Origin of the sequence: Oceanobacillus timonensis, from assembly GCF_900166635.1 — a bacterium.
GTDB lineage: Bacteria > Bacillota > Bacilli > Bacillales > Amphibacillaceae > Oceanobacillus > Oceanobacillus timonensis.
Genome location: NZ_LT800497.1, coordinates 2106596 through 2129597 on the forward strand (window position 1 = coordinate 2106596; position 23002 = coordinate 2129597).

The 23002-nt window shown below is 36.5% G+C and carries 22 protein-coding genes and 1 pseudogene; 21 read left to right on the forward strand and 2 right to left on the reverse strand.

Translation table 11 applies throughout. The features are described from left to right. Positions 1-90 precede the first annotated feature (90 nt). The 5 genes from B7E05_RS10235 to B7E05_RS10255 all read left to right on the forward strand — a co-directional run bounded on the left by B7E05_RS10235 (position 91) and on the right by B7E05_RS10255 (position 5503). Complete coding sequence (locus B7E05_RS10235; protein ID WP_080874106.1) at positions 91-720, forward strand: helix-turn-helix domain-containing protein; 630 nt, start codon at positions 91-93, stop codon at positions 718-720. Positions 721-738: 18 nt separating this feature from the next. Then, the gene (gene rodA, locus B7E05_RS10240) at positions 739-1905 is read left to right on the forward strand and encodes a rod shape-determining protein RodA (protein ID WP_080874107.1); all 1167 of its coding nucleotides are present in this window, start codon (positions 739-741) and stop codon (positions 1903-1905) included. A 235-nt stretch (positions 1906-2140) separates the two neighbouring features. Then, positions 2141-3238 (forward strand): D-alanine--D-alanine ligase, encoded by a 1098-nt coding sequence (gene ddlA, locus B7E05_RS10245; protein WP_080874108.1) that lies wholly within the window; start codon positions 2141-2143, stop codon positions 3236-3238. Positions 3239-3258: 20 nt separating this feature from the next. Next, the gene (locus tag B7E05_RS10250; protein WP_080874109.1) at positions 3259-3678 is read left to right on the forward strand and encodes a hypothetical protein; all 420 of its coding nucleotides are present in this window, start codon (positions 3259-3261) and stop codon (positions 3676-3678) included. A 145-nt stretch (positions 3679-3823) separates the two neighbouring features. Then, complete coding sequence (locus tag B7E05_RS10255) at positions 3824-5503, forward strand: ABC1 kinase family protein (RefSeq protein WP_179134621.1); 1680 nt, start codon at positions 3824-3826, stop codon at positions 5501-5503. A gap of 53 nt (positions 5504-5556) precedes the next feature. On the opposite strand, the gene guaC is transcribed toward B7E05_RS10255, so the two are convergent. Continuing rightward, positions 5557-6540 (reverse strand): GMP reductase, encoded by a 984-nt coding sequence (guaC, locus tag B7E05_RS10260; RefSeq protein ID WP_080874110.1) that lies wholly within the window; start codon positions 6538-6540, stop codon positions 5557-5559. A gap of 261 nt (positions 6541-6801) precedes the next feature. Here guaC and B7E05_RS10265 point away from each other — a divergent pair, with 261 nt between their 5' ends. The 8 genes from B7E05_RS10265 (at position 6802) to B7E05_RS10305 (ending at position 14419) form a co-directional block, all read left to right on the forward strand. Further along, positions 6802-7602, forward strand: a complete 801-nt coding sequence (locus B7E05_RS10265; RefSeq protein ID WP_080874111.1) for an SDR family NAD(P)-dependent oxidoreductase — start codon at positions 6802-6804, stop codon at positions 7600-7602. Between the two features lie 179 nt (positions 7603-7781). After that, positions 7782-8669: an Rpn family recombination-promoting nuclease/putative transposase gene (locus B7E05_RS10270; protein ID WP_080874112.1), complete on the forward strand. Its 888-nt coding sequence runs from the start codon at positions 7782-7784 to the stop codon at positions 8667-8669. 704 nt (positions 8670-9373) lie between these two features. Further along, positions 9374-9730: an IS66 family insertion sequence element accessory protein TnpB gene (gene tnpB, locus B7E05_RS10280; protein ID WP_042528993.1), complete on the forward strand. Its 357-nt coding sequence runs from the start codon at positions 9374-9376 to the stop codon at positions 9728-9730. Positions 9731-9827: 97 nt separating this feature from the next. Beyond that, complete coding sequence (gene tnpC / locus B7E05_RS10285; RefSeq protein WP_080872501.1) at positions 9828-11384, forward strand: IS66 family transposase; 1557 nt, start codon at positions 9828-9830, stop codon at positions 11382-11384. A gap of 179 nt (positions 11385-11563) precedes the next feature. Further along, a complete protein-coding gene (locus tag B7E05_RS10290; protein WP_080874114.1) occupies positions 11564-11995 on the forward strand; it encodes a YrhA family protein in 432 nt (143 codons plus the stop codon). A gap of 530 nt (positions 11996-12525) precedes the next feature. Further along, positions 12526-12864 (forward strand): SMI1/KNR4 family protein, encoded by a 339-nt coding sequence (locus tag B7E05_RS10295; RefSeq protein WP_080874115.1) that lies wholly within the window; start codon positions 12526-12528, stop codon positions 12862-12864. A gap of 134 nt (positions 12865-12998) precedes the next feature. After that, entirely contained in the window at positions 12999-14114 is a 1116-nt protein-coding gene (locus tag B7E05_RS10300; protein WP_080874116.1) for an IS4 family transposase, read from the forward strand. Positions 14115-14206: 92 nt separating this feature from the next. After that, positions 14207-14419: an SMI1/KNR4 family protein gene (locus B7E05_RS10305; RefSeq protein WP_080874117.1), complete on the forward strand. Its 213-nt coding sequence runs from the start codon at positions 14207-14209 to the stop codon at positions 14417-14419. Positions 14420-14897: 478 nt separating this feature from the next. Here the strand turns inward: B7E05_RS10305 and B7E05_RS10310 are convergent, their stop codons facing one another. Further along, positions 14898-16154, reverse strand: a complete 1257-nt coding sequence (locus B7E05_RS10310) for an IS110 family RNA-guided transposase (RefSeq protein ID WP_080873567.1) — start codon at positions 16152-16154, stop codon at positions 14898-14900. Positions 16155-16678: 524 nt separating this feature from the next. Between B7E05_RS10310 and B7E05_RS10315 the strand changes: the two are divergent. The 8 genes and pseudogenes from B7E05_RS10315 to B7E05_RS10350 all read left to right on the forward strand — a co-directional run bounded on the left by B7E05_RS10315 (position 16679) and on the right by B7E05_RS10350 (position 22855). Continuing rightward, positions 16679-17127, forward strand: a pseudogene (locus B7E05_RS10315) (SMI1/KNR4 family protein). A 105-nt stretch (positions 17128-17232) separates the two neighbouring features. Then, positions 17233-17700 carry a DUF6985 domain-containing protein gene (locus tag B7E05_RS10320; protein WP_080874118.1) on the forward strand — a complete coding sequence of 156 codons (468 nt, stop codon included), beginning with the start codon at positions 17233-17235 and terminating at the stop codon, positions 17698-17700. 91 nt (positions 17701-17791) lie between these two features. Beyond that, a complete protein-coding gene (locus B7E05_RS10325) occupies positions 17792-18817 on the forward strand; it encodes an ADP-ribosylglycohydrolase family protein (protein WP_080874119.1) in 1026 nt (341 codons plus the stop codon). Positions 18818-18912: 95 nt separating this feature from the next. Continuing rightward, the gene (locus tag B7E05_RS10330; protein ID WP_080874120.1) at positions 18913-19356 is read left to right on the forward strand and encodes a DUF600 domain-containing protein; all 444 of its coding nucleotides are present in this window, start codon (positions 18913-18915) and stop codon (positions 19354-19356) included. 231 nt (positions 19357-19587) lie between these two features. Further along, positions 19588-19962, forward strand: a complete 375-nt coding sequence (locus B7E05_RS10335; protein WP_080874121.1) for an immunity 22 family protein — start codon at positions 19588-19590, stop codon at positions 19960-19962. A gap of 132 nt (positions 19963-20094) precedes the next feature. Then, positions 20095-20874 (forward strand): hypothetical protein, encoded by a 780-nt coding sequence (locus tag B7E05_RS10340; protein ID WP_080874122.1) that lies wholly within the window; start codon positions 20095-20097, stop codon positions 20872-20874. 334 nt (positions 20875-21208) lie between these two features. After that, positions 21209-22009 (forward strand): hypothetical protein, encoded by an 801-nt coding sequence (locus B7E05_RS10345; RefSeq protein ID WP_080874123.1) that lies wholly within the window; start codon positions 21209-21211, stop codon positions 22007-22009. A 90-nt stretch (positions 22010-22099) separates the two neighbouring features. Then, positions 22100-22855 carry a hypothetical protein gene (locus B7E05_RS10350; protein ID WP_080874124.1) on the forward strand — a complete coding sequence of 252 codons (756 nt, stop codon included), beginning with the start codon at positions 22100-22102 and terminating at the stop codon, positions 22853-22855. Positions 22856-23002: the final 147 nt, after the last annotated feature.

Genomic DNA, 23002 nt, shown 5'->3' on the forward strand with positions numbered 1-23002 from the left:
TGTTGCTGTGTTTGACAATTTGTCAACACTCCTCGTATAGTAGAATAAGTATAAGAGAAATATCCGAAAATAGAAGGGTTTGAAGGCATAGTGAGCCAGAATATAGGAGATTACATCAAAGAGCAGCTGGAGAAAAAACATATTTCCATGCGGGTATTAAGTAAACAAACGAATATTAATGTTTCCACGATATCGCGAATTATTAACCATAAACGTAAACCGACCAATCAGCATTTAATGGAAATTTCCAAAGCATTGGATATCCCTTTTGAAACATTGCTGCATAAAACAGGACTGCCGGTAAAATCAACAGAAGACCAAGCCAGCGATATCCAGGATTCCATTGTGATGATTGACCATTTTTTAAAGCAATCCGATGAACAGTATGAATCCTTTTCAATGGACAAATTAAAAAAGAAATTACATGACTATGAGAAAGAGGCAGAAACAGAGGCGGGGCGCCGCCTGATTTTAGATGCATTCCAAGAGAAGAAAAAAAGCGCAGGAGACCAGGGCGCTTATATGAAACAGATATCAACTTTCTTTCATCGGTTCTTTCATAAAAAGGGAACACGCAAAGAATTGATATTAATGGGTGCTGCGTTAATTTATTTTATCAGCACAGCGGATGTTATCCCGGATTACCTTTTCCCGGTCGGCTATTTAGATGACGCAGTTGCGGTGCAGGTAGTCATGGGTTTTCTTTCCAATAAATATTAGTAATGAGGTTTTTCAGGTATGAAGCAAAAGAAATATCATTTGGATTTCAACATCATCACGATTTTATTTTTATTGTTTTTAATTAGTTTAATAGCTGTATACAGTGGTTCTGGCCAATATGCCCAGTCCCAACCCTATTATTTTGTGATTCGTCAAGTAATCTGGTATATTGTCGGTATTTTAATAATGCTGGGAGTCGTTTTCTTTGATTATGAACTTTTGGGAAAACAAGCATTTAGGCTATACGCAATTGGTGTTTTGTTACTGATAGGTGTTCATTTTTTTGGTGTTTTTCGGAACGGCTCCCAACGCTGGTTAAATTTAGGCGTTTTTGAGATCCAACCCTCTGAATTTATGAAAATATTTCTTATTATCTACTTAGCTGTCTTATTAGAGAGATATGGTAATCGAAAGTTATCTTTAAAAATGAGTATTCAATTAACAGTAAAAGTATTGGCAGCAACGTTTATCCCGTTTGTATTTATATTTTTGCAGCCGGATTTAGGATCAGCTTTGATTGTATTGGCGATTGCTTTTACGATGATCATTGTTTCCAGTATTTCGATTAAAGTGATTTTACCAATTCTTTTTGCGATTGTGACATCGATTTCCGGTTTGGTTTTTTTATACGCTTATAATGAAGCTATTTTCACGCGGTTATTTCAATCGCATCAGATGGATCGGATTTATGGATGGTTAAAGCCATCGGAGTATGCATCAGACTATGGATATCAGCTCCAGCAGGCAATCATGGGGATTGGTTCAGGACAATTAAACGGTGCCGGTTTTAACCAGGGGACGCAAATTCAAAACGGGAATGTCCCGGAAGCACATACAGACTTCGTATTTACCGTGATTGGAGAGGAATATGGGTTTATTGGTGCGAGTATGTTGATTTTGCTATATTTCCTGCTTTTATACCGTATTACAAAGGTTGCTTATGAGGCAGATAATTTATTTGGTGTCTATCTTTGTGTTGGTATCATTGGCATTCTTGCTTTCCAAGTCTTCCAAAATATTGCCATGACCATTGGATTGATGCCAATCACTGGTATTACGTTACCATTTATCAGTTACGGAGGAAGCTCGCTAATAACCAATATGATTATGATTGGTTTGGTAATCAGTGTACAGATTCGCTCTTCCAACGACCATTTATTTCGGAAAAAAGCAATTCGTGAGTAGGAAAAGAAGAAAGCTGAAAAATCACCCTAAAAGGTTTTTCAGCTTTCTTCTGTTGGTCGGATTGGTATCTTTTATTGGCAAAATCACACTTTTAATGAATTATGAACATTCATCTCCCCTTCCAAATGGAGTCTGTGATAAAATAGCGATACAGGTCAAACCAATTAGGCTATAAATACATATGATATGTTACATATAACATTATGTCATCAGGGTCAACGAGGAGAGGATTTGAATGAAGAAAAAAGTTGGTATTGTATTTGGAGGGAAATCATCCGAGCATGAAGTTTCCTTGCAATCAGCGAAAAATATTGTGGAAGCTATTGATGTAAATAAATATGACGTCTATCTGTTCGGAATTGATAAACAGGGGAATTGGCATGTGAATGATCGTTCGCATTATTTAATCAATGAAGAAGATCCAAGCTTGATTGCTTTAAATAAAACAGGTGAGGGTATTGCGATTGTCCCCGGGGCAGAGGAAAAGCAAATTATTCAGACGGATTCCGATGTCAGCATTGATCAGTTGGATGTTATCTTTCCTATTGTTCATGGGACGCTTGGGGAAGATGGCAGCCTGCAGGGAATGTTACGGATGGCCAATATTCCATTTGTCGGTTCCGGTGTTCTCGGCTCTGCCATTAGTATGGATAAAGATATCGCCAAGCGCTTACTGCTGGATGCAGGGTTAAATGTTGCCAGAGGCTACAGTTTCCGAAAAGCACAGCAAGATGACATATCCTATCAGGCTATTATTGCAGAATTAGGTACACCGTTATTTATTAAGCCGGCAAATCAAGGGTCTTCAGTCGGTGTACACAAAGTGGAAACGGAAGAAGCATTTTACAATGCGATACAGGATGCTTTTCTATATGACCATAAAGTGTTAGTAGAAGAGGCTGTTACAGGAAGGGAAATAGAATGTTCGGTTTTAGGCAATGATCATCCGATAGCATCCGTACCGGGCGAGATACTCCCAACCGTCGAATTTTACTCGTATGAAGCGAAATATATTGATGAATCAGGAGCAAATCTGGAAATCCCTGCCGTATTGGATGAAGACGTGGCAGCAAAAATTCAAAAAACGGCTGTTCAAGCTTTTGAAGCGTTGAATTGTGAAGGTTTAGCCAGAGTAGACGTATTTTTAAAAGAAGATAATACCGTTGTAATTAATGAAATTAATACGCTGCCGGGTTTTACAAAAATAAGTATGTATCCAAAACTTTGGGAAGAAAGCGGCATTACTTATTCGGAACTGATCGAGAAATTAATTGAACTGGCTATCGAACGGCATGAAAGAGACCGGCAATTAAAAAGTTCTATTTCAAATTAAAGTAGTAAAAGGATGATTGAATGTCTGGCAACAACGCAGAAGAAAACAGTGTCAAAACGTATTTTCAAAGCAATATACCGTCACTGGTTTTCCATTTTTTTCTAAGTATCTTTGCAATGATGATGGTGTTTTTCATTAATCAGCCGCAAGTTACATTTTATGGTATTTTAATCGTGTATATATTATTTGGATTGGCTTTGAAAAACCAAGGCAGCCTCTCTCTAAATATACAATCTGTCTCTTTGGTCTTTATTGTAAATTTGATAATGTTTACATTGATTCCGCTGATTGTAGCTGAGGTACTTATGTTTTATTCGTTGCCTTATCTTTATTTGGCTTTTATAAATGAACAGCTCATTTATTTAGCAATTATATTACCGTCTGTGTGTATGTTGATCGGGTTATATGTGAAAATATTGCTGGCACGTTTGAAAAAATAATGAACATGTAAAAATACAAAGAGGGGTTGTTGTGATAATTGGAAGTAACAGCTCCTCTTTGCAAATAAATCTGGATTACCCGTTAGGATATGGATAAGAATGGGTATACTATCCATATGAGCACATAAGAAGGGAGGGAGCTGATATTTTGAATAAACGTATTCGTCATATACAACGCTACCGCCAAATACTTATTGCCTTTTCCCGTAATGGTTTTGGTTATATCGTCAAAGAATTGGGACTGCAAAAGGTCGTTTCTTTACCGGAAAGAGTGCTAAAAGGGAAAAAGGAAATACATAGTAAGACAACAGGCGAACGAATTCGGCTTTTTCTGGAAGAGCTCGGACCGACTTTTGTTAAGCTGGGGCAAATTGCGAGTACCAGAAACGATTTGATTCCTCAAGACATTATTAAAGAGTTGGAGAAACTGCAGGACCAGGTCGGCCAAATTCCTTATGCGGACATTCAAGAAATTATCGAGAGGGAATTGGGAGAACCGATTCATACAGTTTTTAAAACGTTCAATCAGGAACCATTAGCAGCAGCATCGATTGGACAAGTCCATTATGCTGTTTTGCAGAACGGAGAAGAAGTGGCTGTGAAAGTGCAGCGCCCCAATATTGAGCAAAAAATTCATACGGATTTAGAGATTTTAATGAATTTTGCTTCACTCGCGGAAACACGTTTAGACTGGGCCAAGCAATATAAAATCACGGAAATCATTGAAGAATTCAAAACCTCGATTCTGGCTGAATTGGATTATACCTTGGAAGGTCGGAATGCGCATAAAATTGCGATGAATTTCAAGAATGATAAAGAAGGGGTCAAAGTCCCGGATGTGCATTGGGAATTTACGACAGAACGTGTCCTGACTATGGAATTTGTGAAGGGGATCAAACTGGACGAGAATGTACAACTCGTTCAGGAAGGCTATCAGCCCAAGATTATTGCTGAAAAATTAATTCATAATTTATTTGAGCAGATTTTACTGGATGGATTCTTTCATGCAGATCCGCATCCGGGAAATGTGATGGTGCTCCCTGGTCATCAATTATTATTTATGGATTTTGGAATGGTCGGCCGATTGACACCGCTGATGAAGGAGCATCTGACGGATATGATTATTGCATTAGCCCGTCAAAATACACATGCCATTGTGAAGGCCATCTACAGAATGGGTGTTGTACCTGATGAGGTTAACGATGACATGATGCGCGCAGATATTGAAGAGCTCCGGGATAAATATTACGATGTTCCGTTCAGTCAAGTCAGTTTGGGAGAAGCAGTAAATGATTTATTTAGTGTTGCCTCTAAACACCAAATCCGTATTCCGGCTGATTTGTCTTTAGTCGGGAAGACACTGATAACACTGGAAGGGACGGTGGAAAGATTAGATCCGGATATCAGTATTGTGAAAATCGCGCAACCGTTTGGGAAGCGATTGATTAAAGAGAAATACCGTCCGAAAAAAATTGCGGAGGAAGTCTATGAACAGGCGGACGATTATAAGGACATTATCTTAGATTTTCCAGAACATGTGAACGCTGTATACAAGCTGATACGTAAGGGAAAGGTTCCGTTGGAAATATCTGTTTCCAGAGTGGAAATGATTTTGAAGAAACTCGACAGAATCAGTAACCGCTTATCTTTTAGTATTGTTCTGTTATCTTTCAGTATTATCATGGTCGGCTTAATTATCGGTTCCTCCATTTCGGGAGAGTCATCCTATTTCTGGAGTTTTCCTGTTATTGAAATTGGTTTTGTCGTGGCGGTACTCATGTTTATATGGCTTATCTTTGCGATATTCCGATCGGGAAGGTTTTAAAGCATTAAAAAAGCTTATGTCTTTTGAACATAAGCTTTTTTTCAACCCTGTTATTAAAATACTTGATCGCCATTAAAAATAGAGTTTTTCACGACAACGTAGTCTACCGTGCGGATAGTATCTAAATGCGCGCCGCCCGCGTAAGAAATAGCAGATTGCAGATCCTGCTCCATTTCGGCCAATGTATCCTGAAGTGCGCCTTTATGTTCCACATACATTTTTTTGCCTTCTACGTTTTTCTTTTCTCCTTTTTGAAATTCAGAAGCAGAACCGAAATATTCTTTCAGTTTTTTGCCATCTTTTTCAACGGTTTCACCAGGAGATTCTTCATGTCCGGCAAATAAAGAGCCGATCATCACCATAGAAGCACCGAAACGTACGGATTTCGCAATATCTCCATGCGTGCGGATACCGCCGTCAGCGATAATTGGTTTAGTGGCAGCTTTGGCACACCAGCGCAATGCAGCTAATTGCCAGCCGCCTGTACCGAAACCAGTTTTAATTTTCGTAATACATACCTTCCCAGGGCCAATACCTACTTTTGTGGCATCGGCACCAGCATGTTCCAGTTCACGGACAGCTTCTGGTGTACCTACATTGCCGGCAATTAAAAAGCTGTCCGGTAAATGGGATTTAATATGTTTAATCATATTGATAACTGCTTCCGAATGACCATGGGCAATATCAATTGTGATATATTCCGGAACCAGATTGTCTGCGGCAAGATCTTCGACAAAGCGATATTCTTCTTCCTTCACGCCGACACTGATCGAAGCGATTAAGTCTCTTTCATGCATGGTTTGAATAAACTGAACACGCTTTTCAGGCTCAAAGCGGTGCATAATATAGAAATAATTATTTTCAGCTAAATACGTTGCAATATTTTCATCAATGATAGTCTGCATGTTTGCAGGAACCACCGGTAATTTAAATCTTCTTCCTCCAAACTCAATGGATGTATCACATTCTGAGCGGCTATCTACCACACATTTTGCGGGAACTAATTGGATATCTTCATAATCAAATACATTTTCCATTTAAAACACTCCTAAACACGAATAAAATTTGGACTACATCTTAAAAACATTCGCCTTTAGTAATTTAACCCAATGAGGGTGTTTTGTCAATGGATGACGCTTAAGTTATCGACAAAATAATTTGAAAAATGACGCTGATAGATTGCTTTATGGTCTCGTGAAAAGAGAGAGATGATGGGACACGCGTGATGTTTTGAAAGAGGATACAGGTGTTATACTTAAAGCTAATGATATCTAAAAACGTTGGAGGGAAAAGAAACAATGGCTATATTTTCTAAAGACGCATTAAAGGATAGACATGTTTTGATCACAGGAGCAACAGGAGGAATTGGAAAGGAAACTGCAAAAATAGTTGCGCAGATGGGTGCTAAAGTGACGATTACCGGACGGAATACGGACAAACTTGCAACTCTCAAACAGGAGCTTGAAAGTTTAACAGATACGTCAAACTTATTTATGCAAAAGGCGGATATAACAGATAATGAAGAAAGAACTCAATTAGTCAGCAGTTCCCGGGAAGCACTTGGTTTTATTTCCGATCTGGTCAATGCAGCAGGTATTGCCGGAAAAAAGACAGTAGATCAATTGGACGCAGCTGATATCCAATCAATGCTCGATGTGAACTACTTAGCAGCTTTTCGTTTAACAAAAGAAATATACAAGGAAATGCAGGAAAAGAAGCAGGGAAATATCGTCAACGTGGCTTCTTTATCCGGTTTACGTGGTACCTATGGAAATAGCGCTTATGCTTCTTCCAAATTTGCGATGATTGGCTGGACACAGTCCATGGCATTGGAAGCAATCGCATATCATATCCGTGTTAACGCCGTTTGTCCCGGTTTTGTCGATACAGAAATGGTGCAGGGATTATTTCAAGCAAATGCTGAAAAATCGAATCAATCCTATGAGCAGGTGAGAAAAGCAGCGGAGGAATCTTTGCCTTCTGAAAGAATCACAACTCCAGAGGAAGTAGGGAATACGATAGCTTACCTGCTGACGGACGCGGCTCGGAATATTGTTGGGGAATCAGTGAAAATTTCAGGTGGAGCTGTGATGCGGTGAGGAAAAGGAAGACGAATGGGGATAACTTGCATTCGTCTTTATTCAAACGGTATCCAAATACAAATTATATTGTTGGATAATTTTATGTTTATTCAGAAAAATGGTATACTATGGTTAGAAATGAAGTTCCTTTCGCGGAGGATTTCCGTGATAAGTCAATGCAGAGGTGGTATAGTTGAGTGGACAGAATTAATCACCCTCATGATAAATTGTTCAAAGAAACATTTGGAGATTTAGATGTAACAACGAACTTTATGCATCACTATTTACCAGAAGAAATCTTGGACATCATAAATATCGACACACTTGCACCACAAAATGGAAGCTTTATTGAATCAGAATTGAAGGATTCCTATTCGGATTTGTTATTTCATGTACAAATGGGAAATGAAGAAGGATATCTTTATTTTCTATTTGAGCATAAGAGTTATCCGGCAAAAGATATTACCTTTCAGCTTTTGGGGTATATGCTGCAAATTTGGGGGAATCATGTAAAGAAAGAGAAAGCTGAAACGTTACCGATTATCATCCCTATCCTTTTCTACCACGGAGAACAAAAATGGGAAGAAACGAAAAAAGTAAGTGATTGGATAGGCGGTTATCATCAGTTCCCTGAATCTATCCAGAAATATGTTCCCGATTATGATTTTATGTATTATAATTTTTCCTTCGAAGGTGGGGAAGAAGTAAAAGGCAAACCGAAGCTGCAGGCATATTTGGAGTTATCCAAGCATATTTTCATCAAAGATATGGAAACGTTTTTGGAAGTCATGATGACCGTGGATGAATTGTTGAACAAATATGACCCATCCTACTTTGACACAGTCATGATTTATATACTAAGTATCCGTGATAATTTGCCTGTGGAGACAGTAAAGGAGCGGTTGACTATCGAAGGGAGGAAACGATTTATGTCTATTGCTGAAAAGATTAGAAGTGAAGGTATGAAAGAAAACAGTATAAAAGTAGCCAAAAAGTTACTTCTCTTAAAAATGGATGAAAAACAAATTATGGAAGCAACGGATTTAACAGCGGAGGAAATAGAACAAATTAAGAAAGAATTATAGTTATTCAAAAACGGCAAGGAAAACTATCCTCACTTGCCGTTTTTCTTTATTTTTTCTCGAACCGCTATTAATTATGGATAAGTTTTCGTCTTTCATTAATACAACTCTTGAGAAATAATCAGGTGGTTTTAAGTTAATCATCTTTCTGCTCTTCACCGCATCACAATCCCAACTGAAATTTTTACCGCTTCTCCAAATATTCCAAGCGGTATCTGACAACAAAAATACGATCGTATTTTCCTTTCTTCCAGATTTGTAATTCTCTCAGAAGGCAACGTTACCTCCGCCGCTGTTCTCATCAACTTATAGGATGGATTTGTTTTCTATGCGTTTGCTTGTTTCTAATGTTATGAGCTGTGTCTAGCCAATCATCGTAATATAAAGTGAAATTCTTTACTTTTACTAATATTTGGTGTTTATTTCAAATAAAAACATTAAGTCAAAAATTAATTTTAAATGTAAGCGGGAAATAATAGACCGCATTCTATTATAACGGAACTACCTCTATACTTGGATTTAACAAGTAACAGGAGGTAGTTTTTTCATGAAGGAAAACCCGATTGTTCCCGTAACGATCCCAGCACCATCTTCCTCTACGCCTGTAAATCCAGTAGCGGAAGTTTCTTGTCATTCTCTACAGCTAACAATCTTTGAAGGTTGTCAGGAATCTTTGGCAGTAGCCTTGATAAAGGAGGTGTGCCGTCATGCTCGTTGACTTCTCCCAGATGAAAAATTGTTATTTAGTCTGTGGCTATACAGATCTTCGCAAAGGCATTGATGGTCTGGCTTCCGTAATCACCAGTCAATTTCAATTAGATATTTTAGATGAATCTGTTTTCTTATTCTGCGGGAGAAGAACGGATCGATTTAAAGCTCTCTGGTTTGATGGAGAAGGTTTTTATTTGCTTTATAAGCGATACGATCAGGGAAAGTTAACTTGGCCGCGTTCGCAAACCGACGTTGAAAAACTGACACCAAAACAAATCGAGTGGCTGTTTGACGGTTTTTCCATCTATCAAAAACAAAAAATTCAACCTGCCAAATTAGGTGTCCTCACTTAATCATGGGGGAGAGAAATTGTTTTTTAAATTTTTTCTTCCCTTTTTGATAAAGTGTGGTACGATAAAAGAAATTATTTGGACACAGGGGGTGAATACGTTGACAGAATTGGAAAAGAAGCTGATGAAACAAATCGAACATTTGACAATTCAAAATGAAAAACAAGCAAAACAAATTGAACAGCTGATTAACCAGCTGACCAATATGAATCGTCGACTATTTGGAACATCATCCGAAAAGAATTCTCAAGGTCAACTCTCCTTCTTCGAAGAAGACAATAATCCCCCTTTTAGCGAGGCAGAGCAACCTGCAGACAAAGCCGTTGAAATAGAGACCATCTCTTATCAGCGAAAAAAATATCAAGGGCAGCGGGCCGATATCACAAGAGACTTGCCTATCGTGGTGGAAGAACACACTCTTCCGTCCGATAGCCAGGTCTGTTCGTGCTGTGCCAGCCCATTAAAACATCTTGGGAAGCGAGAAGCTCGAACGGAGTTAGAGTTTATCCCAGCTCATTTAGTAAAACATGTACATTATGAACATGCTTATGAATGCTTAGCCTGTAAGAAAACCGGTCAGAATCACATTCTCCGACAAAAAGCACCGGAACCAGCCTTAGCTAAAAGTTTAGCTGGACCGAGCGTGTTAGCCTATAATCTCTATCAAAAGCTGGAGATGAGTATTCCTTATCATCGTCAGGAAAAAGAATGGGCAAGATATGGGTTGAAGGTTTCCCGGAGAACGTTGGCAAACTGGGCGATTCGAAGTTCCGAAGAATGGCTGGAGCCATTGTACCAACAAATGAGAGAAAAATTACTTCTAGAACCTGTGCTCTCCGCTGATGAAACGACCTATCAAATTTTACGCCGGGCAGACGAAAAGTCAGCTACAGCCGATGCGAGGATATGGTTATTTCGAACAGCGGAAGCTGCCAAACATCCCATTATTCTCTACCATTCTTCCGAGACACGCCGGTTTGAAGTAGCAGAAACCTTTCTCAAAGGATTTCAAGGACTTCTTCATTGTGATGGATATTCCGTCTATCAAAAATTAGAAGATGTGCAACTTCAAACGTGCTGGGCGCATGTTCGGAGAAAGTTTTTAGAGACCAATGATTCAAATGGACAAGGCGCCGTCGGCGTCCATTACTGTGACCAGCTTTTCAAGCTGGAAAGGCAATGGAAAGATTTATCTCCAGAGGAACGCCTGCAGCAACGCCAGCTGGAAAGCAAGCCGTTACTGAAGGAGTTTTGGGGATGGCTGGACGCTCTCGTTACAATGAAAGGTCCTTTACAAAAAGCTGTGGATTATACACAAAAGTTAAGGGATTCCCTTCAACGCTTTTTAACAGACGGACGCCTTTTCATTAGTAATAATCTCGCAGAACGTTCCATTCGGCCTGTCACCGTCGGACGTAAAAACTGGTATTTTTCAACCAGCGTAGCTGGAGCTCATGCGAATACCATTGGATACAGTGTTATCCAAACAGCTAAAGAAAATGGAATTGATCCGTTTGAATACTTAACCGTTTTATTTACGGAACTTCCCCAGCTTAATATTTTTCAAGACTCGGAACAATGGGAAAACTATTTTCCATGGAGTCCTTATATCCAAGCCAAGGTGAAGCCACTTTCAAAACATATAAAACGAGCATAATAGCCCTAATGGAGCTTCTTTACAAAAAGTTTACTCCTTTCAGGGCTATTTGTCATGGCGTCATATTATTTCCCGCTTACGTTTGAACCAGTTACGTATAACGTGGCAGATAACTTTACTAAATTTTTAAAGATACTTGAATAGCAACAAAGAGAGTATAAGAATATAGAGGTGCACATATGGTTTCAAGGTTACTGGCTGAAATTGAAAAAATTAAAAGCCAAGATGGTGAGACAATGAAGTTTCCTGCAAGTAATAAAGATATTCAATCCTTAAAAGAGTGGATTTCAAGGAATGTACGTGAAAACTTATGGATTAACGAATATGGAAGTTTTTTAGAAAAAGTAAATGGTTTAGAATTTAATGGATTAGTTATTTATAATGGAAAATCTAGTGATGAAAATAAGGGTTTTATTAAATCAAATGAAATTTGGAGAGATAGTGAATGGGATAATGATTACTTGTTTTTTGGAGATTCAAGTATTTCTTGGTACTGCATGGATAGCGAAAAGTGTGTATTCCTTGAATTAGATAAGCCAAGTGGAGATATTATAGAGGAATATAATAATTTTGAAGAAATGGTTACTGGAGCGATAAAGAGTGTGTTGTAAACATTAATCTTAACTGTAGATATTTTGGCAGAGTAGATATAAACACAACAGTGAGAACAGATTGACTAGCTTAATGCTTTTTTAGGTTTTGAATGAGTGCCCCTGCATGGATAAAAACTTGGTGGTGAAAGATCCATAAAAGGTTGGTAGGAGTTTTCAGCTAAAGGTAAAGCGGCTAACGCGAAGTAATATTGAAGGAAGCTGGACATAAACTTACTAAACTGAAAATCAGAAATTAGAATTATGAAATAATTGCAGATGATTTTGGTGACTTTTTATTAGACTTTATTATGAAAGAAATATAATATTATCAGCATTAAGTTGTAGGGAATACATAACGAGCTAAAAAGTGTGGATGTAATCTGTTGAGCGATGATAACTCTTATACGGAATAAATTCAAATAGCATAGGAAGTCGGAAAGATCAAAAATGGTAATGATGTTTATATTTTTATAGAAATAATATGCTATAATGAACTTGAATTTCCAGTTTAAGAGAAAAATAATGATGTATAAAAGGAAAATATCAAAATGAAATTTAAGAGTGAGTCAATAATCTCCCCCTTGCCAGATGATGCTTTGTTATCAAAAAAAGAAGGTAAGTGGAAAATAAATTTACCAGAGACGTATAAAGAATTTATAAAAAAATATAATGGCGGCATTCCCATAAAGGATTGTTTTAAGTGCAATAATCGTATGTATGTGATTGACAGGTTTTTAGGTATTTTAAAAATAACCGGCGACATTGATAATGAGTATTACGATATAGGAGTAGTTAAAACGCAATTAGATGATAGAATTGTTTTTGATGAAAATTTGGTAGGTACTGAACTGTTGCCAATAGCTGTTTTGTTTGCTGGTGACCACTAGCGTTGCATTAATTATGTCTAATAATACAAAATAATCCCAATTTTCGGTTTTTACTGTTTGAAGACATAAAAAAATCCTTTATAATGAATTGGTCAGGTGAATTTCTGTCCAAATCCAATATAAAGGAAGAACTTATGGACAAGCATACAATAAAAAATGCATTTGGTAAATGGATTGCACCAATAAATTGCAAAAAACTTTTTGAACAAGTGACAAATTACAAACAAGATACCTATACAAAAAAACTGACGACAGAAGCTTATTTGAAGGTAATGCTTTATGCACAATTACATGAAACAGAAGGGCTCCAGGCTCTAAGTGACGCGCTTTTAGATGCTGATTTCCAGAAAGCTGCGGGATTAAAAAGTATTAGCTCTTCCCAGCTTTCACGCAAAAATAATGAAATCGATCCTTCTATCTTAGCGACGCTATTTTTAGATTTGGTTTATCAGATCAAAAGCTATGAAAACAAAGCCATGAAAGGACTTCCCTTAAAAATCATTGATTCCAGCACGCTGCCTCTCAACTTGACCCGTTATAAGTGGGCAAAGTTCCGTAAAACCAAAGCAGGAGTCAAGTTACACTTGCGACTGGTTTTCATGGACAAGGATACAGTATATCCGGAAAAAGCTACAATAACATCGGCAAAGGAACATGACCGTAATCAACTGGAAGTGCTCGTAGATGATCAGGAAGCTATGTATGTCTTTGATCGTGGCTATATGGATTACGAACGTTTTGACCGTATGACAGATGATGGATACTTTTTCGTATCCAGGCTCAAGAAAAATTCAGTCACAAGAGAGGTTTGTGCTTTTTCTGTACCTCCTGAATCGAGCGTGCTATCTGATCAGATGGTTTATATTGGATCGATACAAAAACGCTGTGAAAATGTCTTTCGCCTCCTCGAAGTAATAGATACAAAAGGAAATCGATTACGATTAATTACCAATCGATTTGATTTAGAACCCGAGGAAATAAGCAATATCTATCGGTCACGTTGGGCGATTGAATTATTTTTCAAATGGCTGAAACAGCACGTCAAAATCAAGCATTTTTATGGCATGAGTGAAACAGCTTTACAAAACCAAATCTATCTAGCACTCATCACCTTTTGTTTACATGTACTTATTCAATTAGAGTCACAGAGTGACAAGAAATTACTCCGTATTGTCCGCTGGTTGAAGGCAGCTTTATGGAAGCCAGCTTATCTGTGGCTGCGTCGTTTTGAAAAGAAAACTGTCCCTTGATAAAGAGGGTGAACAGGTAATGACAGGAATATTGGTATAAATGTATATATTTTCCAAATGGATAGAATCCCCTTTATGAGGTCGTTGATTTTTTGGCAAAAATTATTGAGAAATACTTTACAGAATATTCATATTATATTTATGCAACGCTAGTGGCTGGTGACTTTATTTGTTTAGACTATCGTAATAGTGTTAAAGAGCCTATTGTATGCGTTTGGAATCACGAAGAATCTTCAGATTTAAATCCTGTAACGTATTTTGTAAGTAATAACTTTGAAGAATTTCTAAAAACTCTAACAGTATAGTTACTTCTTGGAAGCTATATATTGATTAAATACTTTTAAATCAGTCATACTTATTAAATTCATTTCAAGCACTTGATTGCACCTGAGCAACAAGTGCTTTTTGTAAGAAATTTATATTTTGATTGCAATAAAAATGCTAATGAAAATTTATAGATTATGGATGTATACTCTCAAGACGTGGGGAATGATTGTACGTTGAAATATGGCAAAAAGGATTGCAAAGGTGGTACATATTGAATGTCATATTCCAGTTGAAAGCAAAGATTTTTTCAAAATATACAACGGATAGAAATAATATTGATAAAAGGCAAATGGAAAGAGAGCAGCGGTATAATGTCAAGCACTGATTTTTAAAAACCTACTTCATTCGTGCCAATACAGCTAAAAAAGGCAATAGGAAACTAAACCCACCCTAATTTGTTTACATTTTATACCATATAAACAAATTAATAGGTGAAAGAAAAAGGGCGATAAAAATCTATTTATGATTTTGTGGCATCCCTCCTTCTGGATGATAAATTTGGTTGTTCTTCAGCAGATAAAAGATCAACCGCACAAGTTTTCGAGCTGTAAGCGCAAGGGCACGTTTGTTGGCAAATTCTTTTGGTTCTTCCCGCTTTTTCGCATAGTACTGGGCAAAAACAGGGTCATGCACCCGAACACTGTTTGCGGCCTCAAAGAGGTAGTACTTGAGATAGCGGTTCCCCGATTGAATCAGCCGGGTTCGATTGGCAGTAAAATCACCGGATTGCGACTGGTTCCAGGCAATTCCGCCGAATTTAGCCAGCTGCTGCTGTTTTTGGAATTGATGAATGTCTACTTCGGCCAGGATACCAGAAGCGAAAATCGGACCAATTCCCGGGACTGTATCCAGCGTTTGTGGGATGGTTTCTAAATGATCCATAATGGCTTTTTTCAAGACCTTTAATTCCTGCTGAATAGCGCGAATAACCCGGATACTGGATGCCATCGCTAAGTTGACCGAATCTGCCATGGAGTCAGATAGCCGATAAGAAGACCGTGCTGCCTTTTTTAAGGAACGGGCAACGGCTTCGGGATCATCGAATCGATTTTTTCCATGGTGCACCAAAAAGGTAATGAGCTCGTCCAATGAGATATCAACGAGTTCTTCAACGGAAGTAAACTCTTCCATGACGGCCATGGACGTTACGCCGAGCGTGTTTTGTTTAAACGGTCCAGCGATGGTATAGTCGCTGAACTTTAAATACAGGTTTGTCAGGAGAAAGTTGCTCTCCCGTGTTAAATCCTGCATCAAATGATATCGTGCACGTGTCAGTCGCTGTAGAGCCATTTGTGGCTCGCTCCACGTATAAGGATGCGGTAAATTACCTGCACGAAGTTTTGCGGCAATATACCAGGCATCCACCCGGTCGTTTTTGGGAGCATCGAGAAAATTCGCTTTTTTGAATTCTTTGATAAGGCTAGGATTCAATGCGTAAACCAATTTATCTGATACGCCAAAGTCCAGGTGCTGCTGCAAATAGATAGCCGTGTGCGTCGAATAGCTTCCGGTGTGTTCCAGACCGAATAAAACCTGTTCAAACCCATGTTTTTTGACGAGTTTGGAAATACGGTCTTTCAATTCTTGAATGCCGGGACGATTGTTGGTAATGGTAAATCGGCTCAGAGGCCGTTTCACTTCGTCCCGGGTTAAGCAACAGACGACGTTATGCTTACTGCTTACGTCAATTCCGACGAACAAGGGAGAAGTCATAGGAATCACCTCCTTTGGTTTATGATGATGTAGCGCCTACGATGCTGAGATGTCCCTGGGAAACCTATGAACGACAGCCTTGCGAGCTATTGGAATACACCGGGAGTCAGCAGTGCATGAGCCTCCTTCTGCTTTGCGGGAGGGCTAACTGACCGGGAAACAGTCAACGTGTAGGTCTATAACACAGGGCCAGGGCAACACTCTCTAATTGGAAGACACCCAAGTGTTAGCTTGGGGCAACAGGAGAAATCGGAACAATCCCTTGGTAGGAACGCTACCTATGGCTATTTTCCCAAAGACAGCTCAGCATCGTAAACACTTTTGTTTGAGGGCTACCGCACTGTCGCTTGCTTCTTTCTAATTCGCGGTATGCTTGCCAAGGCAAGCATACGCTCATTACGAAGCTGCGCCCTCCAACAATAAATAAAATGACTAACTATTATTATTTAATTTTCAAGGTACAAGTGATGCCTAAAATCTATTAATTATTAGGCTTAAACATAATATACAAGGAGAAATGATAAATGAATAAAGAGGAATTAATTCATTTTATTGATAAAAATATGGAAGTAAATGATTTTACTGGAGGAATAGATAAAAAGCAAATTGATGATGTTCAAGATGCTCTGAATTTAAAATTGCCAAAAAGTTATAAGTGGTTTTTATATCATTATGGATCTGGTGGTTTATATGGTGTAGATATTTTAGGGGTTGCTAAATCTAATATTGCTACTGTTGTTATTGAAACGGAGAGGTACAGGAAATTAGGAATGAGTAAGAATCTAATAGTTATTGAAAATATAGACGAATATGCTTATTGTTTAGATATAAGCAAAATAGAAAGTAACTACTGTCCAATAATAGCCTGGAATAAGCAAGGAGGACTTGATATTACAATACGGCAGAAAATTTTTATGAATTTTTTTCACAAAGGCTATTGGATGGAAAACAAGCTTGGGAAGAAGATTTCTAAGAGGAGACTAGTAGAGGGATGAAATCGCCTTATTAGCAGCGTATTTAAACAATTAAGTGGAGTAGGCGAATGTAATATAAAAATTAAGTTAGGAGAGTAATCACAATGACAGTTATTAACGATAAGCTGTTTGGAGAACTTGAATATATTAATAATTTTTGGCGCGGCAAAGTGACTATTAAAATGTTTAGCCTAGAAAAAGACATACTGTTAAGTGTTGATGCTCATGAAAATGCTGATTTTTCAATTACTCAGAAAAAAGCATTCCGTAATTTCATAATGAATGAAGTAGAAAAGGAAATTTACAAGTACTATAGAGAGAATGTTGAAGAATATAGAGAAATGTTAGGGGATGAACCACAAACAAATAAAATTTCTCCTAAAATTGATTCTTTATCAGGCTTGGCAGAATTAGTGAAACCTACAGAATTAATAGTAAGAAGAGTAAGGAAAAATGGTAAAAGAAGATTAGGGCTATTATGCGAGGTATCTTGGAGTGTGGAGGATGGATTGGGAGTAAAAATAGAAGATGAAATTGTAGAAGAAGTTGGATATCAAGATATAGTTCTATAAAGCACAAAAAGAGAATTTTTGACGGCAAAATAACGGGAATGACAATTTATAAATTCATTTTAATTTGATATTAGATAAGCAGGTGAAAAAAATGACGGGTAGAAGAATGATTGACAGGTGGGAAGATGATAATAAAATGTTTCTAGGTTTAAATATTAAAAATCGCGTACTTCCAACTGTATACGGAGGAATTATTGGAGATATAATGGGAGTCCCAGTTGAATTTAAACAAAGAGATACATTTTATATTAAAGGTATAACTGGATATGGAACCTATAACCAACCACCTGGAACGTGGTCTGATGATACTTCTTTAACATTATGTTTAATGGAAAACATCATGGAAGAAGGCGATTTAAACAGTTTAATGGAAAAATACTGTCTTTACAAAGATAAAGGATATTGGACCCCTTTTGGTGAAATGTTTGATATTGGCAGAACAACCATTGAAGCCATTAATAGATTTAAAAAAGGGATTTCACCAGAAAATTGTGGAGGCCAATCTGAATATGATAACGGTAATGGTGCCATTATGCGCATATCCCCTTTATCATTCATGTTGTATAATGAATTTAATTTTGTGAAAAAAGCTGAGATAATCAAAAAGTATACAGAAATGACTCATGCACATCCACGAGCTATAGTGGGCTCTATTATTTATATTGAATGTTTATTAAGACTTTACCATAATAATTCATTAGAAAAGTCCATAGGCGAAATTCATGATCTTTTCATTGAAAGTTTTGATAAAAATCATGTTTATCTACAAGAGTTAAAATATTTCAACCGTATATTTAATGAAAATTTCTTTAGAACGCCTGAGAATGAAATTTCATCAGATGGATATATAGTGCATACTTTAGAAGCTGCAATTTGGTGTTTAGGGAATTCAACGACTTATCGCGAGACAGTATTAAAGGCAGTAAACTTAGGTGAAGATACGGATACTGTGGCAGCAATAGCAGGAACATTAGCAGGAATGTATTATAAAATGGATGAAATCCCTAATGAATGGTTAGATAAAATAGTAAGGAAACAAGATATCGATACGTTCATAAACCAGTTTTATGCGTTTTGTGCTAATAAAGCGATTATTGAAGAATATGGAAGTCTCTAAATAATGATCTGAGAAATTACTAAAAACTAGCTTCAATTAGAAGTAATAGTTTCATAACCTTTACTTTCAAAAATTAAAAGAAAAGGCGTGTGAATATGAAAGAGAAAGAATTTGAAGATTATTTTACTGAATTACAAGCTGATATGATATCAATAGCTTTAGAGTATGTAAATAATGACGCTGACAAAATATACGTATATTGTTCCTATGAACCTGAAGTGTACTACTTTAATGTTTTTTACCAAATAAAAGGACAGATTGTACATAAACATGAATTAAATAATATTTTCAAAGACACATATGATACTTCTATTGAAAGACAGAAAGTTGTCATGAAAGTTGGAAGAGAAGACTTGGAAAAAATACTTGGCGCATGTGTGGAGTATAAAAGAGAAATGCCAACTGAAATGAAATTATTCTATGATGTCAATTTGAATAAACTACAGGGTGAATATAAATATAATCTCATTTATTCTCAAACAGATGATCTATTACCCAATGATATTTTTAACCGTTGGATGGAAGAGATTAAAAATTAAATACACTTCTTGGATTACTTTCTTGAAGATTATTATAAGGCAGATTGCTCCTGTGCACTGGCTAACAGTGTTCAAAGAAGATTTGAATCAGCAAATAAATTACATAATGAATTGATAGCTCTAACCGACGTAATACATTCTTTAGACGGCTTAATAATTGGACGAATTAAGGGTTTAGAGAGAGGAGCTTTGTTCCTTACTGAAAGATTAAAATTTAAGGAGGATATGATAATGGAAAAACAAGGATGGGTTTCTATTTGGGGAGGCGATATTAAAGATGTGGACTCTATTAGTGAATATGTAGATTTAACATATGATGAGGGCGGCGAATCTGTCCCTTCTCCATTTTTTGTTGATTTTAATATTGATTTGAATGAAACAGATGAGGATTTTATAGAAAAAGTGGTTTATAAGAATAGTAGTAGTGACCTTTCCAGATTATTAGAAGGATGTTCATTTGAAGAAATCATCATTCCAAAAATGGAAGAAAGCATAGACTTAAAAAAATCATACAATGCAATAATTCTAATTTATAATTTTGAATATAATAATGAAATTAATTCAATTGGTGCTTTTGACTTTATTACTTCCATCACCTATGAGTAAGAAAATCCTTAATAAACATGGAGCATTTACTTATTTGATGAATATCGAAATAGAAGTCCCTTTTTGAAGACTATTTCATATTAAGGAAAAAAGACTGGTTCAGCTAATTGGGATTAGAAGGTAGGTTGTTGAATGTTAAATAAACTATCTGAAGACTATTTTGCTTCATTAAGAGGTCCCCTTGAGTCAGGGAGACAAAGGCCCGAATCATTAAGTGCAATGCTAATTCTAGCTATTTTTCTGCAAGCATTATTCTTATTTTTGGAGTTCTATATTGGGAGGTACTCTAGTTTTCCTCATATACAGGATATTTTTAAGATACACTTATCAATATCCTGTATATTGGCAGTATTATCTATAATATATGTTATACCTTATATTCGAATAAGAAATCAAAAGTTCCAATATACGTTAAGTATTTTTGTATCTCAAAATCTTTTTGGTGTATCTGCCTATGTACTGTTGCTAACTATTTTAGGTACGGAAGAATCAAATGTAAATATTGGAAGGGGCTCATTACTGACATTTACGTATACCTCGTTGATACTTGCTTTCCTCATATTTACAGTAACTTTTATTCGATTTTTCATATTGTTAAGTAAGGGTTATTACAAGAAAGGTGCTAAAAAAGGCGAAACAAGACAAAAGTACGAGAAAAAAACGTATCTTCCCTTAGCTGTAATTAGCAGTGTTGGGTTGCTATTTATTACTCAATTTCTAATAAGGAACTATGGTTTAGAAAATATGGATGTATTGATTATGATCATGATAGCTATTGTCATATTTTACACCATGCTCTTTGTCCTTCCTGAACAGCTAGTCATACTATACTGTAAATACCGGTTTGACAGCTTTAATTATGATGAAGATGGAAATTTAAAACCAATGGGTAATGATAGAAAGGACACTTAATATACTTATGGAAAAGCAATCACTTATTTTTATGGGTTTCACTATGCGGCGTTGAAGTGGTTTCATTCAATTAGCAAATCCAGTAATTCTTTTTTCAGGAATGTTTTTTTGTGCATAACATTATTAACTGGTCCTTTGGCAGTTCCAGCAGGTAATACCACTGTAAGATTTAAAGAGGATAAATAAACAGCAAGTTAGGATTCATATTTGTAAATGATGGAATGTTTCTCTGGAAAATGGAGAATTGGGCCATAAGGATTTGCTACAGTACGCTATCTTTCAAAGGAATGGCGGAAAAGGTAGTTTTGCTAATTTTATGAGGAGGCGGAACCATTTGAGTTTAAACAAGTTAACAGAAAAAGATTTTGCAGTTTTAAGGGCACCATTTGAATCAAGGCGACAGAGTCCGCATTCATTTGGAAGTATTTTTATATTAAGTATTTTTTTACAAAGTCTTATGTTCTTTTTGGCTTATGTAGTTGTTGCTGATAAATCCAATTATCCGTTACAAAAAGAGATGTTTACCATACATTTGATAATTACAGTTATTATTATTTTAATATCTATTGTTTATGCAATTCCTGCTGTTTATATGAAGAAGCAAAAATCTCAATATGTAATTAGTGTAATAATATCCCAAAATTTGTTTGGAGCATTTCCATATGTTTTTACTCTCTTTATAGCCGGAAGAAGTAACTCTACAGAAAATTCCTTAATGATAATGACTCTTGTTACATTTGTAATAGGGTTATTCATATTCGTTTTTACTTGTGTCCGTTTTTACAACCTGTTACAAAAAGGCAATTATAGAAAGGATTCAAGAAAAGATAAACTTAGAGGGCGATTCGAAACACAATCTTATTTACCTTTCGCTATTATAGGGGGAGTAGGAATAGTATATATCATTCAGTATATTGCTAGAAATTTTTACTTTCTTCAACTGGATCTTATATTAATTGCAATTATTTGTTTGACTATTTTTTACACCATGCTCTTTGTCCTTCCTGAACAGCTAGTCATACTATACTGTAAATACCGGTTTGACAGCTTTAATTATGATGAAGATGGAAATTTAAAACCAATGGGGATGGATAGAAAAGAACGCAGGAATGAGGAATCGTCTAGGTCATATTGAGAGAATGGCAGATAGGACGAAAACAATACCTTCAAACTACGTACAAGATTTTGTGTTTACATAATAATTATAAAGTAAAGGTGATTTTCAATGAAAAAGAAAGAAACATCCGCGTTTTACAGTTTATATGGGACCATCATTGGGAGTATTATTATTGCATTTATTGTTTTCGGAATCAATGCAGGTTTTACAACATTATTTTGTTTTGTGTTACTTCCTATTCTCATTGTGTATCTTTCCTTTAAATTTTTACAACAGCTGTGGGCGTTCATTATATTATCAAGCATGATTATATTTGGTGTGCATTCCTTCATTGGAATGTGGCGTTTTACGATTACTTGTACGGTTTTCTTTGCGTTTATGATCATGGTAGATTATGTTATCAAAAATAAGAAAATAGCGGGCAAGGTGAACATGGCTATAATGATATTATTCTACATAACGATAATGATATTAATCAATCTTGATTCCATAGATAGATGGCTGAACACACCTGAAATAACTGAAGGAAATATGCAGGAAGCTGTTGAAATCATAGAAGATAGAGATGATGTATTAAGTGCTAGTATCGGCATGGATGAAGATCATTTTGATGAGGAAGCGTATATTGATATTTTCTTAGATGTTTCGGACAATCTTACAAGAGATCAAAAAAAAACTGTGGGGGAAGACAGCGCCAGGGTATTAGATACGGTGATGCAGGAAGAAAATGATTTGAATTCAAAGGATCTTTATTATTATTACGATGTTGAAATAAGCATTGGAATAAGTGACAGTTTAATTGGCGAAAAAGGCATCGATTCAGATGAAATAAAATGGCAAGCGCCGTTGGAGCAGTTGCGGTAAGGAAATTATTTTAGGCACGAAGGAATAGTTATTGGACATGCAAGGGGATGATTTGGTGTTTATCACACACCTCATTCTATAAAAAACATACGTAGAATGATGCGAGAGGGGGATCAAATCCCCCCTTCCCGCGGGACATATTCTTTT

What these genes read in the sequence shown, in the direction of transcription:
- B7E05_RS10300 (WP_080874116.1), top strand. Translation starts at nt 12,999, where the DNA reads ATGGACAAGCATACAATAAAAAATGCATTTGGTAAATGGATTGCACCA.
- B7E05_RS10310 (WP_080873567.1), bottom strand. Translation starts at nt 16,154, where the DNA reads ATGACTTCTCCCTTGTTCGTCGGAATTGACGTAAGCAGTAAGCATAAC.
- B7E05_RS10320 (WP_080874118.1), top strand. Translation starts at nt 17,233, where the DNA reads ATGACAGTTATTAACGATAAGCTGTTTGGAGAACTTGAATATATTAAT.
- B7E05_RS10290 (WP_080874114.1), top strand. Translation starts at nt 11,564, where the DNA reads ATGGTTTCAAGGTTACTGGCTGAAATTGAAAAAATTAAAAGCCAAGAT.
- B7E05_RS10295 (WP_080874115.1), top strand. Translation starts at nt 12,526, where the DNA reads ATGAAATTTAAGAGTGAGTCAATAATCTCCCCCTTGCCAGATGATGCT.
- B7E05_RS10350 (WP_080874124.1), top strand. Translation starts at nt 22,100, where the DNA reads ATGAAAAAGAAAGAAACATCCGCGTTTTACAGTTTATATGGGACCATC.
- B7E05_RS10265 (WP_080874111.1), top strand. Translation starts at nt 6,802, where the DNA reads ATGGCTATATTTTCTAAAGACGCATTAAAGGATAGACATGTTTTGATC.
- rodA (WP_080874107.1), top strand. Translation starts at nt 739, where the DNA reads ATGAAGCAAAAGAAATATCATTTGGATTTCAACATCATCACGATTTTA.
- tnpB (WP_042528993.1), top strand. Translation starts at nt 9,374, where the DNA reads ATGCTCGTTGACTTCTCCCAGATGAAAAATTGTTATTTAGTCTGTGGC.
- guaC (WP_080874110.1), bottom strand. Translation starts at nt 6,540, where the DNA reads ATGGAAAATGTATTTGATTATGAAGATATCCAATTAGTTCCCGCAAAA.
- B7E05_RS10335 (WP_080874121.1), top strand. Translation starts at nt 19,588, where the DNA reads ATGGAAAAACAAGGATGGGTTTCTATTTGGGGAGGCGATATTAAAGAT.
- B7E05_RS10250 (WP_080874109.1), top strand. Translation starts at nt 3,259, where the DNA reads ATGTCTGGCAACAACGCAGAAGAAAACAGTGTCAAAACGTATTTTCAA.
- B7E05_RS10340 (WP_080874122.1), top strand. Translation starts at nt 20,095, where the DNA reads ATGTTAAATAAACTATCTGAAGACTATTTTGCTTCATTAAGAGGTCCC.
- B7E05_RS10330 (WP_080874120.1), top strand. Translation starts at nt 18,913, where the DNA reads ATGAAAGAGAAAGAATTTGAAGATTATTTTACTGAATTACAAGCTGAT.
- B7E05_RS10325 (WP_080874119.1), top strand. Translation starts at nt 17,792, where the DNA reads ATGACGGGTAGAAGAATGATTGACAGGTGGGAAGATGATAATAAAATG.
- ddlA (WP_080874108.1), top strand. Translation starts at nt 2,141, where the DNA reads ATGAAGAAAAAAGTTGGTATTGTATTTGGAGGGAAATCATCCGAGCAT.